Raw genomic sequence first — 14,181 nt, 5'->3', positions numbered from 1 at the left:
GCCCAAAGAACCGGCAGAAAGGGGCATGGAAAAGCCCGCAGAACAACCCATAGAACAAGCTATAGCGAAAGCCACCGAAACTATTAAATATCAGGAAATTATAAAAGAAAAATTAGTAGTGAAAAAAGCCACCAGAGTGATTGTGTATTATGCCGACAATACATTTGATAGTTTTGCGCCGGAATGATTGAATGATTATTCGAAATTATATTCGTAACTTTGCCGCGAAAAAGTAAAATAAAAAATTATAGTACGTACAGTTTTAATACCACAAAATGATAGTGTTGTATTTCCTATTCCGGAAGAATACATCGGTAAGGAATTGGAATTTATCGTTTTTCCCTACAGAAGAAATTTTGGCAAAGTCGGCACCTTCAAAAGAGGTGACGTTCAACGCCATTTCGCTTGACACGCGCAAGTACAAATTTAATAGAGAAGAAGCCAATGCCCGATAAAAAATCGTTTCTTGATACAAATGTGCTCATCTGCACCTATACAATAAAATCGTCTGAAAAACTGCAAACAAAAAGCAGACTTAACCTTTTACCGTTAAGCCTGCTTTTCTACAGATTTCATCATTTTGAGCCTATTGCAGCCAGAATAATTATTATCACAATAATAATTACCATAGTCCGTCCGCATCCTCCAGCGGCTTTTCCACCCCCTTTTGCCTCGCGTTCACATTGCTTACTACAATATGGGTGCATCCCAAACGCACTCAAAAGCTCGGCGATTTCTGGAAAAAATCCCCATTTAAAACGCCGTCCGCACCATTTACATTTTGCCATCTTACCAAAGTATTAATGTGTTATAAATTCTACCAAGTTCACTCGACTCAACTTCATATTGTGCTGATTTTTGAGGCAAATTATATTGACTGATAATTTTATCGTCCTTCAAATTTGCCCAATAAGCAGGATTGTCATCAATGATTTTTTTACCACCGATAGTAGTAACAAGAAGATCAAAAATTTTTTGACCTAATCCGCCACTACCTGCATTTGGTATATCCTTTGCCTTTTCGTTTTTGCGTAGCCACAAAATGAGTTCGTCTGCACCAATTTTAATTTTACTCATGTAAATTTAAATTTTTAATTAAAATTCCTACTCTAAACGGCTTCGTAGGTGTCTTGCCCCAAGTTTGATACCAGTTGTTTGGACAACTATTGCCTTTCATTCAAAATACGCAGCATAAAAAAAGCGCAGACAAAACTCTTGATTTATTTGCTTGTGAGGTCTTGACTACCTTTGTCGCCAATAATGAATAAAGTCCCGCCAAACGGCGCGAACGCTAACACTATTCTCCTTGGCGACTTAGAAATTGTCAAGTTTCACAAGGCAAAAATAATAAGCTAAACGCTTTTTCCAAAATGTCTTAAAATGTGCGTACTACCGCCGTTATGCTTTCATAATCTCCTATTGTTTAAAGGGTTATTCACTCCCGTATTTCCGCCCATTCGTTCGAGCCAATATCGGTCGACATTTGCTTATTCATTACTTAACGCAAATTCGGGCACAAAGGTAATATTTTTTTTTGAAATTTGCAAAATGTTTTGGCAAATTCCAATAATTATGATTATCTTTGCACACAAAAATAGCAGAATGAATAATGTAAAATCGTTGTTTCAGTCCCGCAGGGACGGCACTTTATTAACCGTAGGCTTCAGCCTACGGTATAGGATGCTTCCACGTCCCACTAGCCCTGCAAGGGCGGTACTTGAGAATGTGTCGTCCCTGCGGGACTTAGAGAGGAAAAGGCGGTTTCATGTCCGTAGTCTGAAGCCTACGGTTAATAAAGTGCTGTCCCTGCGGGACAATAAACACTTGTACATGATTACCCCAAACATTATATTATGAACAAAGAAAAAATAAAATTCCTATTGCTACAGGCTGCTGAAACAGACAAGGTAGAGTTTAAGACCTCGTTTAGTTGGGCTTTGCAGACACTACGCACTCGATTGATGACCTCTCATTGGAAAAAGTGCAGTTGGAATATGTGTAGATCTCGACAAAGGCGGTCATTGGAAAATAATACAAAAAACTAAACTCTAAAAACGATGCAAAATATGAAACAGATAGCAGATTGGACAGTAAGCGAAAACAGCCAACTTTCAGCCGATTTTTGCCTGCTGAAAGTGCATTTAGAAAACGAACTGCCGAAAATACGCCCCGGACAATTTGTTCAAATTCGCGTGCCCAATGCGCCCAATACATTCCTCCGCCGCCCGATTTCAATTCATTTTGTGGATTATGCTCGGCATGAATTGTGGCTGTTGGTGCAAATGGTGGGCGAGGGTACGCGCAAACTGAGCAAAATGAGGGTAGGGGAGTCGCTGAACATTATTTATCCGCTGGGGAATGGCTTTACGCTGCCGGAGCGGAATTGTCATTGCGGGCTTGACCCGCAATCCCCTGAAAAGGATCCGAATGTTGAGCAACATAACAGTGTTACACACCATCGCAATGCTAAGCAGGGGATTGCGGGTCAAGCCCGCAATGACAATGGCAATGACGCTGGCAATGGCAGTCTTTTGCCTCAGACAGGCGGGCAGTTTTTGCTCATCGGCGGCGGAGCCGGCATTGCCCCTCTGCTATATCTGGGCAAACAACTCTGCGATTTAGGCTATCAACCTACCTTCTTATTGGGCGGGCGCACTCAATATCAGTTGCTGCAACTGTCTGAATTTGAGAAGTATGGCGATGTATATACTACCACCGAAGACGGTAGCCACGGCAAAAAGGGATTTGTGACTAATCACTCGATTATACAAACGTATTTTAATGATATACAATCGCACAAACATAAAACACAAAAGCATTTCAATAAAACACAAATGTATAACAACCCGCTCACACACCCTTCACCATCCACCTTACACCCCACTATCTATGTATGCGGACCCAAGCCGATGATGTTGGCAGTTGCCAAACTTGCCAAACAAAATGATGTTTCGTGCGAAGTATCGCTCGAAAACAGGATGGCGTGCGGTATCGGTGCGTGTTTGTGCTGCGTGGAAAAAACGACTTTCGGCAATGCTTGCGTATGCACCGCAGGACCGATTTTTAATATCAATCAATTGACATGGCAACTTTAAGCGTAAACTAATATAAATCAATGAGATATGGCAAATTTAAGCGTAAATATTGGAAATTTGAACTTTAAGAATCCGGTGCTAACTGCTTCGGGCACTTTTGGTTACGGCATCGAATATGCCGATTTTATGGATTTATCCCGCATCGGCGGCATTTTCGTCAAGGGCACGACCCTCGCACCCCGCGAGGGCAACGACTATCCGCGTATGGCAGAAACGCCATCGGGAATGCTGAACGCGGTGGGCTTGCAGAACAAAGGCGTGGATTATTTCATCAATTACATCTACCCCGACATCAAGGACATCGACACCAACGTGATGGTGAATGTGAGCGGCTCAACGGTGGCAGATTACGTTGCCTGCGCAGAAAAAATCAATGCGCTGGAGCGCATCCCCGCCATTGAACTGAATATATCCTGCCCAAACGTCAAACAGGGCGGCATGGCGTTTGGAACGAACTGCCAAAGTGCCGCCGAAGTGGTGCGGGCAGTTCGGAAAGTCTATCACAAAACGTTGATTGTGAAACTATCACCCAATGTGACGGACATCGCCGAAATTGCGCAAGCCGTTGAAACAGAGGGAGCTGATGCCGTTTCTTTAATCAATACTTTACTGGGAATGGCAATCGATGTGGAACGCCGCAAGCTGCTGTTATCCACCGTCACGGGCGGACTTTCGGGACCATGTGTCAAGCCCGTAGCCCTGCGGATGGTGTACCAAACCCACAAAGCAGTCAAAATCCCCGTCATCGGCATGGGCGGCATTTCCAACTGGCAAGATGCAGTAGAATTTATACTTGCAGGCGCAACAGCCATTCAGATAGGCACTTACAATTTCATTGACCCTGCTATTTCGGTGAAAGTGGTGGATGGCATCAATGCTTATTTGGATGGGCACGGCTTTCAATCGGTGCAGGAGTTGGTTGGGGCGTTGGAGGTGTAATCAAAATGCTGCCTGCAATTAAAAAAAAATCCTTACCTTTGCCGCCGATATTTACACTAATAGTTATGAATTAAGTAAATATCAGACGATATTGGCTCGAATGAATGAGCGAATACGAGTGATAACAGCTTAAACAATAGGAGATTATGATGACATGACAGTGGTAGTACGCACATTTTAGTAGAAAAAGGCGTTTATCTTAATTTTGGTACTTGAAATCTCGACAATTTCAAAAGATTTCCAAAAAGAAAGTGACTGACGTTCACGCTTCGGCGTGAATGAAATTCATTTATTTGGAAATCAGGTAGTCGAGAACCTCAAGTACCGATAAAACACGAGTTTTGTCCGCGCTTTTTTTATGTGTGTATGGTAGAAGTTCTACTTGGGGCAAAAAAGATAGGAAAGTTTTGCGAAGCTATCGAAAATAAAAGAGCAAAAAATAAGTTTTAATAATTGTCCGCATAAGGAACGGACGTAAAGTAATTAAAAGAATGAAAACAATTATTGTATCTTGTCTTTCAGTTTGTTTAGAGTTTGTGCTTGTAGCTGTTATTATAGCAGGTTCTGTTATAGGTTATAAAGTAAGTTATCCCCTCTATGGGGAATGGAGTATTATACTTGGTGCACTTGCCGGATTTGTTGTTGATATAATTGTACTTGGTCCTATATGTATTCTTCTTGACATGTGGGAATATCAAAAACGGATTTGCGCTAACGTAGAAAAACTTGTATCCCCTGAAGCGGTAAAAAATGAATTAGAACAAAAGGAAGCAAGGGTAGAAGTTGCGGAGGTGGTGTCCCCACTATGATGCCCCCTTGTTCGGCGTAGCGTCCGCGTTGCGCCCGGAGTTAGGCGCAAGGCTCCAGCCTTGCATATACGAGCTGCAAGAGCCGCCCGAGAGCACAAACTTTCGAACGGCTTTTGTTTTAATCAAATTTACGGAAACCAACACAGCACGCAAAAAGGGCGCACCCGTAGGTGCTCTCCCTGCGTGTCTGCCCTGATGGTAATAAACGAATTTGCCCAGATAATGAGGGTGCGCCAGTCGTGTTTGGAAGATGATAACACGGGCTGAAAGCCCCCCATATCCCCAGCCCACCACCATTCATCATCTGCCGCCAACAATCGGGCAAATTTTTGAAAATATATGCCAAAACATTTGCCAATTCAAAAATTTGCATTACCTTTGCGATATGAAACAATTTAAAACAAACAAAAATATGGAAACAACAGTAAAAAAACGTGTGAAAAAAGTATGCGCTGCAGAAGCAGTCATTCAAAGAATGATAAAGGAAGGAAGACCTTTATCGCCATTCGCCAAATATTGGCTATCAATGGACTATAATGAGGGTAAAATATTAGACATGAGGGCAGTATTACGATGAGATACTATATAGACACCAATGTGCTAATTTTTCATCTATCTAAAACCACTGATGATTTGAGTTCAAAAGTCAATGATATTTTATTTGATTGCGGCAATACAATTTTGGTTAGTTCAGTGGTAGTCAAAGAATTGCTGTTATTGTATTCCAACTGCCCCGAAGTGGAACTGTTTGTGAACGGCATAAGTCAAGGTGTGAAAAAGCGCGATGCTGCCAAGTTTCCGGCAGCCAATCTGCGCTGGCAAGTGGCGTTGAACGAAGGGCAAAATGACATCCGATCCGTTGCAAAAAAGGCAAAACAACCGTCATGGATGCGGTAGGGTGGGGGTATCAGACTGAAAAATGGGGGAATCCGGCGCAAATTCAAGTGAAAATTCTGCCTGTGAGTGAGGGCATTGCGGGTCAGGTCCCCAATGACAAGAAAATGGACGGCGATTTTGTTTGGGTGGAAGCCACTTTGCTTGATGCCGATGGAGTGCCGTGTTTGGATGCCCGAAACTACTTAGAATTTAGTTTAGCAGGTGATGGCAATTTGCTTGATAATCAAGGCTATTCGGCAGGTTCGCACAAGTTGCAAGCCTACAATGGACGTGCTCAAATTAAGGTAAAATTGAACGGAAGCGATACGAATGTAGTGGTAGTGAAATCACCTAAAATCAACTCGAAAGTTGCTATGATAACACATTATCAATAAGTAATATAAGTGTGGATTATTACAAAAAAAGATAAAAATAGTAATTTATAAATTTGATAAAAAATAGCGTATGGAAACAATGAAAATGGAACAGAAAACACCGGAGAATATCGACGAATACATCGCCGGTTTTCCCATTGAGGTTCAGGCAATTATGACGAATTTCAGGCAAATTATCCACGAAGTCGCGCCCGAAGTAAAAGAAAAAATCAGTTGGGGAATGCCTACGTTCACGTTAAAGAAAATTCTCGTACAGTTTGGCGGTTTTAAAAATCACATCGGCTTCTTCCCCGGTCCGGATGCCATCGCAGCATTTCAAGACGAATTAGCCGCCTACAAAACCAGCAAAGGCACTATTCAGTTGCCCTACAAGCAACCATTCCCCACAGAATTGGTGAAAAAGATTGTCAAATGGAAGCAAGAAAACATAGCAATATTATGAACGAAAAAACGTACAAATTTGAAGCGGAAATAAAAAAAGTCCCCGATATTGACGGTGCCTACATTGAAATCCCCTTTGATGTGAAAAGTGAGTTTGGAAAAGGGCGTGTGAAAGTGCTGGCAACGTTCGATGATGAGCGATATGAAGGTAGCCTCGTCAAAATGGGAACGCCCTGCCACATCATCGGCATTCGCAAAGAGATACGGAAGAAAATCAATAAGCAGGCGGGGGATGTGATAAGGGTGACGATACGGGAGCGTGAATGATAGTTTACTATTATTACAGTTTCTCTACATTGATTCCGGAATCTCGAAAAGCTGCAGCTTGTTTTTTATCGAATGTAATCGCATAATCAACATCACCCATTTTAGCCGTTTCAAACAGCCTCATCAAGATGTTTGCGCACCGCAGGAGCATTTGCCTCGCATGTTATTGAAGATATTATCGCCGATGTGTCCATATATATTTTCATGTAAACTCCCTTTCTTCGCGCATTTGGCTGATATATTCGGTTGTATCAAAATCAGGGTGAACTATAGGAAGTCCCAATGCGTATGATTTTTTCTGTGGTAATACTTCGGTTTTATTGCGCAAACGCGAACCATTAATCTGCATGAAAATCATGTAGTCAAATAGTTGGTCAATCAACTGTGGGTCATCGACTCGTTCGATTTCTCTTATTAATAATTCTTTTCCTATATTGTTTTTTTCGGTGCAGAGGTATGAATTATTTTGCTATGCTGCAAATAAAACAAGAACCAGTTCAAAATTTTTCCGTATCTTTGTCGGCAAAATAAATAATACAAGCAAACAATGGAAGCAAAATTTATCACTCTCACAAAAGAGAACATCGCGACAGAGCATATTTGTTGCGCGATTTCCGACAAAAAATGCACGGAAGGCTATGAATTGAAAAAGGAATGGCTTGCGAAAGAGTTCGACAACGGCTATGTGTTTCGCCGATTAGACGAGCGAGCGAAAGTGTTTATTGAGTATGGTCCTGCCGAAACGGGGTGGGCACCGATTGATGCACCTAACTATTTGCTGCTCAACTGTTTTTGGGTTTCGGGGCAATACAAGGGGCAGGGCTATGCCAAGGTTCTGTTGCAATCGGCGATGGACGATGCCACGGCGCAGGGTAAGGACGGGCTTGTGACCATTGTCGGGACGAGCAAATTTCATTTTATGAGCGACACCAAATGGCTTTTGCGGCAGGGGTTTACGGCTTGCGAAATCCTGCCGCATGGTTTCAGCCTTTTGGTGAAAAAGATTCGCCCCGAAGCCGCCAATCCCAAATTCAAAGACACCGTAAAGAGTGGCGAATGTGAATACAAAGATGGCATAACGGTTTATTATTCAAATCGCTGTCCGTTTGCTGAGTACCACATTTACAATTCGCTGGTCGAATCGGCAAAAAAGCGCAATATCCCGCTCAAAATCATTAAATTGGAAACAATGAAATCGGCACAATCATCGCCCACGCCCGCCACGATATTCAGTTTGTTTTACAATGGGAAGTTTGTTACGACCGACATCAGCGTTTGCATGGATAGCCGTTTTGATAAAACTGTAAAATAATTGCAATTTTTGTGTGTTATTCAGATAAAAGTATTACCTTTGCACCCGATATAAAAATTAAACTTAATAAAAAACAATTGTAATGTTAAAAACAAAAGAAGTACAAGAGTTATTTAGCCAATTCGAAGCGGTTGCCTCCGAATACAATGGCTTGGAGTGTTGGAGTGCACGCGAATTGCAAACCCTGTTGGGTTACACCCAATGGCGTAATTTTGTCGGGATTATCGACAAAGCGAAAGAAACTTGCGAAAACACCGCTGTGAGTATCCCAGACCATTTTGCTGACGTCAGCAAAATGGTTGTGATAGGCTCTGGGGCAGAAAAGGAGATTGAAGACATCTTTCTCACCCGCTACGCCTGCTATCTGATTGCGCAAAATGGCGATTCACGCAAGCCGGAAATTGCCTTTGCGCAGACGTATTTTGCTATACAAACACGCCGTGCGGAGTTGATAGAGCAGCGTTTGTTGGAATTGGAACGGGTGGAAGCTCGTGCAAAATTGAAGGAAACGGAGAAACTACTTTCAAAAGTGTTGTTCGAACGTGGAGTGGATGACAAAGGGTTTGCAATTATTCGCTCGAAAGGCGATAAAGCCCTTTTTCATTTGGACACGAAGCAATTGAAGCGGAAGTTTAATGTGCCGGAAAGCCGTCCGGTAGCCGATTTTTTGCCAACAGTGAGCATCAAAGCCAAAGATTTTGCCGCCGCAATGACTGCCGAAAATGTGCAACTAAAAGATTTGTCGGGCATCCCATCCATTGAACGAGAGCATGTAGAAAACAATCAGGGCGTGCGCAAAATCATGCTTGAACGCGGACTATCACCGGAAAATCTACCTCCGGCAGAAGATGTGCAAAAAGTGGCGCGGCGATTGAACTCGGAAAAGACAAAACTGATGAAAGTATGACCCGCTTGGCATCGGTGTTGCGCAATCAGTTTTAATTTCGCGACATCAATATGCTTTCTTTGTGTTCGTACCTACTTGGTTTCATTCATTTTTTTTCGTATCTTTGTAGTGCAGAAGTAAGATTTTATTTTACAAAGCAAATGTTTAATTTTAAAATTTTTCAATTATGGCAAAGAAAGTTGCAGTTTTGGCAGTAAATCCTGTCAATGGTTTTGGGTTATTCCGGTATTTGGAAGCCTTTTTTGAGAATGGTATTCCATTCAAAACGTTTGCGGTGGCAGCGACCCCGCACATCAAAACAAATTCGGGCATCAGCCTGCAAACGGATGATGTCGTCGCCAATCTGAAAGGGCACGAAAGCGAGTACGATGCCTTGGTGTTTGCGTGTGGCGATGCTATGCCGAAGTTTAGCACAAATGCCGGAAGTCCTGAAAATCAGGATATGCTGGCTGTCATCAAGGTTTTTGGTGACAAAGGCAAAGTGATTGTCGGTCATTGTGCCGGCGCATTGCTTTTCGACAGCGCAGGAATCGCCACCGGCAAGCGTGTAGCACTCCATCCGTACATCAAAGCCGCCGTAAAAAGCGCAATCGGGACGGACGAGCCATCGGTTGTGGACGGCAACATCTACACCGCGCAAACAGAAAACACGCTGTGTGCGCTGATGCCTAAACTTTTGGAGGTGCTGAAATAGCCCCGTAGTGATGGTATGGTATCTATTTGTAGATAGCAACCATTTTTAAGAGCTGTCTTGAGAGTAAAATTTCAAGGCAGTTTTTGCAGATTGACAATTGCCTAAATGTATATCAGACACCACATCCGGCAAAACGCAATAAAAACAGAGATGTGAATTAAAAAAATTCATATCTTTGCAGCCGAAAAATAAAGGCTAAAAAATAAAGATGAAAGATAATATGATTATTACTGCTACACGCAGAAAAAACAGAACGAGAAAGTATGATTTATTTGTAAAGGAGATTAATCCGTTAGAGAGCGACCTGATTTTAGATGTCGGTTTTTGCAATCAAGAATACTCTGCTGCTGTAGATAACTATTTGGAAAAGCATTATCCTTATCCTCAAAAGATAACCGCTTTAGGCGTTGCTGATGAGGGAGATAATGTGTTTAAGCAATGCTATCCCGCAGTGAAAACGGTTTTGTATGACGGTCGAATATTTCCATTTACGGAAAATATGTTCAATATTGGCTGGTCTAATGCCGTCTTGGAGCATGTTGGTGAAGAGGAGCAACAGGTTGTCTTCCTGAAAGAGATGCATAGGACGTGTAAAAAGTTGTTTTTCACAACGCCTAATCGTTATTTTCCGTTTGAATTGCACACGCGAATTTTTTTGCTACATTGGTTGCCTAAAACTGTCTTTGATAAAATTCTATCTTTGACTTCAAAAAGTTGGGCTGCAGGCGATTATATGCATCTTCTTTCGCACAAGAAATTGGAAAAAATCTTAAAGAAAGCGGGTATTACCAATTTCAAAATATACAAAAATCGCTTCTTGGGCTTTACAATGGATTTCTGCATTGTTGTAATGTGATAAAAGGTGAATATAATTGTGTCCGAAAGAACACTCTTTCGGACGCTTGTTTATGCAATTCTCCCTCATCACTTTGATCACACTTCCAACGATAAAGAATGAAATAATTTGTATCTTTGCAGCCAAATTATAAACAATAAAAATATGAAAATTATGAAAGTCGCGTTAGTTATTATTGCAATCGTCATCGTATTGCTGGTGTTAGTTTATGCCTATTTTGGCGGATTTAAGCGGATTGAGTTCAGGGTGGAAGCGCAGGGTGGCGAAATGCTTGTGTATGAAGAAATGACGGGCGATTACGGTCAATCGGGTGCCGTCACGAATAGGGTGTATCATGCGCTTTTGGATAATTATGGCATTGCCACCACGCAAGGTTTTGGAATTTATTATGACAATCCCAAAGACGTGGAAAAGAGCAAATTGCGCTCGGAAGTCGGCTGTATCGTGGCGGATTTGGACAGCACAACTACCTCTAAATTGCTTGAACGATTTAAAGTAAAGACCTATCCCATAACGAATAGCATCGTTACAGAATTTCCATATAAAGGGATGATATCCATTTTCGTAGGCATAATGAAAGTGTATCCCGCACTTGCACAATACGCCAAAGAAAACGGCTATGCAGGGGGTGCGGTTATGGAGATTTACGATGTGCCGAACAAGACAATTATTTATCGGCAAGAGTTATTGGAAAGCAAATAATTGAGCATCAAAATGGGAAAAGTATTTGATTTTAAGAACGAATGTAAGCAACTGTATTTGCCCCCAAATACACCAACGCTCATTGACATTCCTGAAATTAACTTTGCGGCGGTTACGGGCAAGGGAAACCCGAATGATGCAGATGGAGAGTATCAGCAAGCCGTTGAGTTGCTTTATGCGATTTCTTACAACATCAAAATGTGCAAAAAGGGGAGTGAAATTCCCGATGGATATTTTGATTATGTGGTGCCGCCGCTGGAGGGATTATGGTGGATTGAAGACGGTGGCGATTGGCAATCGAAATCAGCGTATAACTGGACTTCGATGATACGGTTGCCTGAATTTGTGGATGCGAAAGTGTTTGATTGGGCGTGCAGGGAAGTGGCAAAAAAGAAAAAAATAGCAACCGATAGAGCCGTATTGTTCCCTTTCAAAGAAGGCTTATGCGTCCAATGTATGCACATCGGCTCGTTTGACTATGAGTCGAAAACACTTGAACTAATCGATGCTTTCATATCTGAAAATCAATTGGTTAAAGACATAAACAAATCAAGATTTCATCACGAAATTTATCTCTCCGATCCAAGAAAAACGGATGTTTCAAAGATGAAAACAGTGATAAGAATACCCGTCCAACGAACATAATGAACACCCCAATCACATTCAGACAAGCAGAAGCCGCCGATGCCGCGCGGATTTGGCAGATTATTTTGCAAGCCAAAGAGCAGATGCGCTTGCGAAACAGCCGCCAATGGCAGGACGGCTATCCCGCGATGCTCAATATCACGGCAGACATCGAACGGGGTGATGGGTATGTGCTGTGCCAAAACGGGAATGTGATTGCCTACGGGGCAGTTCTTTTTACCGGCGAGCCGACTTATGAAACGATACAGGGGCAGTGGCTCAGCAATTTGCCCTACGTGGTGATGCACCGCTTAGCCGTTGCCGATGAGGTGAAAAATCGCGGCATAGCAACCTTGTTTATGCGCAAAGTGGAAGAACTAAGCCTGCAACGAGGCATCCGCAGTTTCCGAGTGGACACGAATTTTGACAATCTCTATATGCTGAAAATGCTCGTTGCGCTGGATTTCACCTATTGCGGGGAAGTGTTGTATGACAATAATCCGCGCCGAGCGTATGAAAAACTGACTGCAAAATAACTCCCGCCCGCTGATGCACTCATAAAAAAAATGTTTTGCAAATTTTTTGCTGTTTAAAAATAAATTCGTAATTTTGCCGAAAAAAAAAAAATGTGCCGAATATGAACATAAAAATATAAACATATAAAAAAATAAAACATTATGGAACGAACAAAGCGATTTATGCTCAGCGAGCAGGAAATTCCGACCCAATGGTACAACATTGTGGCGGATATGAAGAACAAGCCGATGCCGTTGCTGCATCCGGGCACGAAGCAGGCGATGAAGCCTGAGGATTTGTATCCGATTTTTGCGCAGGAGGTGTCGAAGCAGGAACTCAATCAGACGGATGCGTGGCTCCCCATCCCCGACGAGGTGCGCGAGCAGTACAAGGTGTATCGCACCACGCCGCTGGTGCGCGCCTACGGGCTGGAAAAGGCGTTGGATACGCCCGCGCACATCTATTTCAAGAACGAGAGCGTGAGTCCCGTTGGCTCGCACAAGCTCAATTCGGCGTTGGCGCAAGCCTACTATTGCAAGCAGCAGGGCGTTACCAACATCACGACCGAAACGGGCGCGGGGCAGTGGGGCACGGCGTTGTCGTATGCCGCCAAGGTGTTTGGGCTGGATTTGGCGGTGTATATGGTAAAAGTGAGTTACGAGCAAAAGCCGTATCGCCGCTCGCTGATGCAGGCGTGGGGGGCGCAGGTGATTGCTTCGCCGAGTATGTCCACCAAGGCGGGGCGCGAAATTTTGACCAAAAACCCACCCTATCAGGGCAGTTTGGGCACGGCTATTTCGGAGGCTCTCGAACTGGCGATGCAAACGCCGAACTGCAAATATACGCTGGGCAGCGTGCTCAATCACGTGACGCTGCATCAAACGGTGATTGGCTTGGAAGCCGAAAAACAGATGGCGATGGCGGGCGAATATCCCGACATCGTGATTTGCTGTTTCGGCGGCGGGTCGAATTTTGGCGGCATCTCGTTCCCATTTATGCGCCACAACATTTTGGACGGCAAGCAGACGCGCTTCATTGCCGCTGAGCCGTCGTCGTGCCCGAAACTGACACGCGGCGTGTTCCACTACGATTTTGGCGACGAAGCGGGCTATACGCCGCTGATACCGATGTTTACGCTCGGACACAGTTTTGCCCCTGCGCACATCCACGCAGGCGGATTGCGCTACCACGGCGCAGGCTCCATCGTGAGCCAACTGCTCAAAGACAAGATGATGGAAGCGGTGGACATTGACCAATTGGATTCCTTCAACGCAGGCATCCTCTTCGCCCAAACGGAGGGCATCATCCCGGCACCCGAATCATCGCACGCCATCGCGGCAACAGTCAACGAAGCCCTGAAAGCCAAGAAAGAAGGCAAAGCAAAGGTAATCCTCTTCAACCTGTCGGGACACGGGCTGATTGATATGACGGCTTACGACCAATACTTGGCGGGCGATTTGGTGAACTTCTCCGTGCCGGATGAGGAAATCCGCAAGAATATTGAGCAGTTGGCGGGGTTGGGGTAAAACAGCCCCTCCCTGCTGCCATAAGCAATAATCGCCCATTAATGCCAAACGGCGTTAGAGTGTAGCGAGGAGCTGTTTAAGTGCTTGTTAATGTACTGTTTCAACTCCGCAAATGCCATATTCTGCGTTTCGGCACTTACCTTGTCGCGAATGTCCCGCAATTGTTCAATCGTTGACCTGCTTACTGATTGCTTTTTTGTTGTCATAATATAATTCTTTTTG

Annotated in this window: 19 protein-coding genes and 1 pseudogene; 17 read left to right on the top strand and 3 right to left on the bottom strand. The window is 43.6% G+C overall.

Annotated elements, in window-relative coordinates:
• Positions 1–187 (top strand): annotated as a pseudogene (locus ASC50_RS01640) (hypothetical protein); the annotation flags it as partial.
• Positions 188–789: 602 nt separating this feature from the next.
• On the opposite strand, the gene ASC50_RS01625 reads toward ASC50_RS01640, so the two are convergent.
• Positions 790–1,077, bottom strand: coding sequence for a hypothetical protein (locus ASC50_RS01625; protein WP_055431109.1), 288 nt, complete (start codon positions 1,075–1,077; stop codon positions 790–792).
• A gap of 980 nt (positions 1,078–2,057) precedes the next feature.
• On the opposite strand from ASC50_RS01625, the gene ASC50_RS08400 reads away from it, so the two are divergent.
• The 3 genes from ASC50_RS08400 to ASC50_RS01605 all read left to right on the top strand — a co-directional run bounded on the left by ASC50_RS08400 (position 2,058) and on the right by ASC50_RS01605 (position 4,843).
• On the top strand, positions 2,058–3,095 hold the full coding sequence (locus ASC50_RS08400; protein WP_056928622.1) for a dihydroorotate dehydrogenase electron transfer subunit: 1,038 nt from the start codon (positions 2,058–2,060) through the stop codon (positions 3,093–3,095).
• A 27-nt stretch (positions 3,096–3,122) separates the two neighbouring features.
• Positions 3,123–4,034 (top strand): dihydroorotate dehydrogenase, encoded by a 912-nt coding sequence (locus ASC50_RS01610; RefSeq protein ID WP_056928621.1) that lies wholly within the window; start codon positions 3,123–3,125, stop codon positions 4,032–4,034.
• 491 nt (positions 4,035–4,525) lie between these two features.
• Positions 4,526–4,843, top strand: coding sequence for a hypothetical protein (locus ASC50_RS01605; RefSeq protein WP_055431881.1), 318 nt, complete (start codon positions 4,526–4,528; stop codon positions 4,841–4,843).
• Here the strand turns inward: ASC50_RS01605 and ASC50_RS01600 are convergent.
• Entirely contained in the window at positions 4,838–5,140 is a 303-nt protein-coding gene (locus tag ASC50_RS01600) for a hypothetical protein (RefSeq protein WP_056928620.1), read from the bottom strand. The genes ASC50_RS01605 and ASC50_RS01600 overlap by 6 nt on opposite strands.
• A 115-nt stretch (positions 5,141–5,255) precedes the next feature.
• On the opposite strand from ASC50_RS01600, the gene ASC50_RS01595 reads away from it, so the two are divergent.
• From ASC50_RS01595 to ASC50_RS01535, 13 genes are all read left to right on the top strand, one after another.
• The gene (locus ASC50_RS01595; protein ID WP_158648266.1) at positions 5,256–5,420 is read left to right on the top strand and encodes a hypothetical protein; all 165 of its coding nucleotides are present in this window, start codon (positions 5,256–5,258) and stop codon (positions 5,418–5,420) included.
• On the top strand, positions 5,417–5,740 hold the full coding sequence (locus ASC50_RS01590; RefSeq protein ID WP_082592026.1) for a DUF4982 domain-containing protein: 324 nt from the start codon (positions 5,417–5,419) through the stop codon (positions 5,738–5,740). Before ASC50_RS01595 ends, ASC50_RS01590 begins: the two co-directional genes overlap by 4 nt.
• The gene (locus tag ASC50_RS01585) at positions 5,728–6,114 is read left to right on the top strand and encodes a hypothetical protein (protein ID WP_055431877.1); all 387 of its coding nucleotides are present in this window, start codon (positions 5,728–5,730) and stop codon (positions 6,112–6,114) included. Before ASC50_RS01590 ends, ASC50_RS01585 begins: the two co-directional genes overlap by 13 nt.
• A 70-nt stretch (positions 6,115–6,184) precedes the next feature.
• On the top strand, positions 6,185–6,556 hold the full coding sequence (locus ASC50_RS01580; RefSeq protein WP_226995322.1) for an iron chaperone: 372 nt from the start codon (positions 6,185–6,187) through the stop codon (positions 6,554–6,556).
• Positions 6,553–6,822: a DUF1905 domain-containing protein gene (locus ASC50_RS01575; protein ID WP_055431876.1), complete on the top strand. Its 270-nt coding sequence runs from the start codon at positions 6,553–6,555 to the stop codon at positions 6,820–6,822. The genes ASC50_RS01580 and ASC50_RS01575 overlap by 4 nt, the downstream gene beginning before the upstream one ends.
• Positions 6,823–7,369: 547 nt before the next feature.
• A complete protein-coding gene (locus ASC50_RS01570) occupies positions 7,370–8,134 on the top strand; it encodes a GNAT family N-acetyltransferase (RefSeq protein ID WP_055431875.1) in 765 nt (254 codons plus the stop codon).
• Between the two features lie 82 nt (positions 8,135–8,216).
• Complete coding sequence (dinD, locus tag ASC50_RS01565) at positions 8,217–9,041, top strand: DNA damage-inducible protein D (RefSeq protein WP_055431874.1); 825 nt, start codon at positions 8,217–8,219, stop codon at positions 9,039–9,041.
• Between the two features lie 166 nt (positions 9,042–9,207).
• The gene (locus ASC50_RS01560) at positions 9,208–9,735 is read left to right on the top strand and encodes a DJ-1/PfpI family protein (protein WP_055431873.1); all 528 of its coding nucleotides are present in this window, start codon (positions 9,208–9,210) and stop codon (positions 9,733–9,735) included.
• 208 nt (positions 9,736–9,943) lie between these two features.
• Entirely contained in the window at positions 9,944–10,591 is a 648-nt protein-coding gene (locus tag ASC50_RS01555; RefSeq protein WP_055431872.1) for a methyltransferase domain-containing protein, read from the top strand.
• Positions 10,592–10,735: 144 nt separating this feature from the next.
• A complete protein-coding gene (locus ASC50_RS01550; protein ID WP_055431871.1) occupies positions 10,736–11,293 on the top strand; it encodes a GyrI-like domain-containing protein in 558 nt (185 codons plus the stop codon).
• A 12-nt stretch (positions 11,294–11,305) separates the two neighbouring features.
• Complete coding sequence (locus ASC50_RS01545) at positions 11,306–11,938, top strand: GyrI-like domain-containing protein (RefSeq protein ID WP_056928625.1); 633 nt, start codon at positions 11,306–11,308, stop codon at positions 11,936–11,938.
• Positions 11,938–12,453 carry a GNAT family N-acetyltransferase gene (locus ASC50_RS01540; RefSeq protein ID WP_055431869.1) on the top strand — a complete coding sequence of 172 codons (516 nt, stop codon included), beginning with the start codon at positions 11,938–11,940 and terminating at the stop codon, positions 12,451–12,453. Before ASC50_RS01545 ends, ASC50_RS01540 begins: the two co-directional genes overlap by 1 nt.
• Positions 12,454–12,594: 141 nt before the next feature.
• The gene (locus ASC50_RS01535; protein ID WP_420885202.1) at positions 12,595–13,959 is read left to right on the top strand and encodes a TrpB-like pyridoxal phosphate-dependent enzyme; all 1,365 of its coding nucleotides are present in this window, start codon (positions 12,595–12,597) and stop codon (positions 13,957–13,959) included.
• Positions 13,960–13,997: 38 nt separating this feature from the next.
• Here ASC50_RS01535 and ASC50_RS01530 read toward each other — a convergent pair.
• A partial coding sequence (locus ASC50_RS01530; protein WP_226995321.1) for a hypothetical protein occupies positions 13,998–14,181 on the bottom strand: 184 nt, incomplete at its 5' end.

Source organism: Candidatus Symbiothrix dinenymphae (genome assembly GCF_001431085.1).
This window is presented reverse-complemented; position numbering and strand designations above follow the sequence as displayed.

Excerpts from the sequence above, each read along its gene's own strand:
- ASC50_RS01580 (WP_226995322.1), top strand. The coding sequence starts at position 6,185 with ATGGAAACAATGAAAATGGAACAGAAAACACCGGAGAATATCGACGAA.
- ASC50_RS01585 (WP_055431877.1), top strand. The coding sequence starts at position 5,728 with ATGGATGCGGTAGGGTGGGGGTATCAGACTGAAAAATGGGGGAATCCG.
- ASC50_RS01575 (WP_055431876.1), top strand. The coding sequence starts at position 6,553 with ATGAACGAAAAAACGTACAAATTTGAAGCGGAAATAAAAAAAGTCCCC.
- ASC50_RS01600 (WP_056928620.1), bottom strand. The coding sequence starts at position 5,140 with ATGGTGGTGGGCTGGGGATATGGGGGGCTTTCAGCCCGTGTTATCATC.
- ASC50_RS01540 (WP_055431869.1), top strand. The coding sequence starts at position 11,938 with ATGAACACCCCAATCACATTCAGACAAGCAGAAGCCGCCGATGCCGCG.
- ASC50_RS01570 (WP_055431875.1), top strand. The coding sequence starts at position 7,370 with ATGGAAGCAAAATTTATCACTCTCACAAAAGAGAACATCGCGACAGAG.
- ASC50_RS08400 (WP_056928622.1), top strand. The coding sequence starts at position 2,058 with ATGCAAAATATGAAACAGATAGCAGATTGGACAGTAAGCGAAAACAGC.
- ASC50_RS01610 (WP_056928621.1), top strand. The coding sequence starts at position 3,123 with ATGGCAAATTTAAGCGTAAATATTGGAAATTTGAACTTTAAGAATCCG.
- ASC50_RS01535 (WP_420885202.1), top strand. The coding sequence starts at position 12,595 with ATGGAACGAACAAAGCGATTTATGCTCAGCGAGCAGGAAATTCCGACC.
- ASC50_RS01560 (WP_055431873.1), top strand. The coding sequence starts at position 9,208 with ATGGCAAAGAAAGTTGCAGTTTTGGCAGTAAATCCTGTCAATGGTTTT.
- ASC50_RS01625 (WP_055431109.1), bottom strand. The coding sequence starts at position 1,077 with ATGAGTAAAATTAAAATTGGTGCAGACGAACTCATTTTGTGGCTACGC.
- ASC50_RS01550 (WP_055431871.1), top strand. The coding sequence starts at position 10,736 with ATGAAAATTATGAAAGTCGCGTTAGTTATTATTGCAATCGTCATCGTA.
- ASC50_RS01605 (WP_055431881.1), top strand. The coding sequence starts at position 4,526 with ATGAAAACAATTATTGTATCTTGTCTTTCAGTTTGTTTAGAGTTTGTG.
- ASC50_RS01595 (WP_158648266.1), top strand. The coding sequence starts at position 5,256 with ATGGAAACAACAGTAAAAAAACGTGTGAAAAAAGTATGCGCTGCAGAA.
- ASC50_RS01590 (WP_082592026.1), top strand. The coding sequence starts at position 5,417 with ATGAGATACTATATAGACACCAATGTGCTAATTTTTCATCTATCTAAA.
- ASC50_RS01555 (WP_055431872.1), top strand. The coding sequence starts at position 9,944 with ATGAAAGATAATATGATTATTACTGCTACACGCAGAAAAAACAGAACG.
- dinD (WP_055431874.1), top strand. The coding sequence starts at position 8,217 with ATGTTAAAAACAAAAGAAGTACAAGAGTTATTTAGCCAATTCGAAGCG.
- ASC50_RS01545 (WP_056928625.1), top strand. The coding sequence starts at position 11,306 with ATGGGAAAAGTATTTGATTTTAAGAACGAATGTAAGCAACTGTATTTG.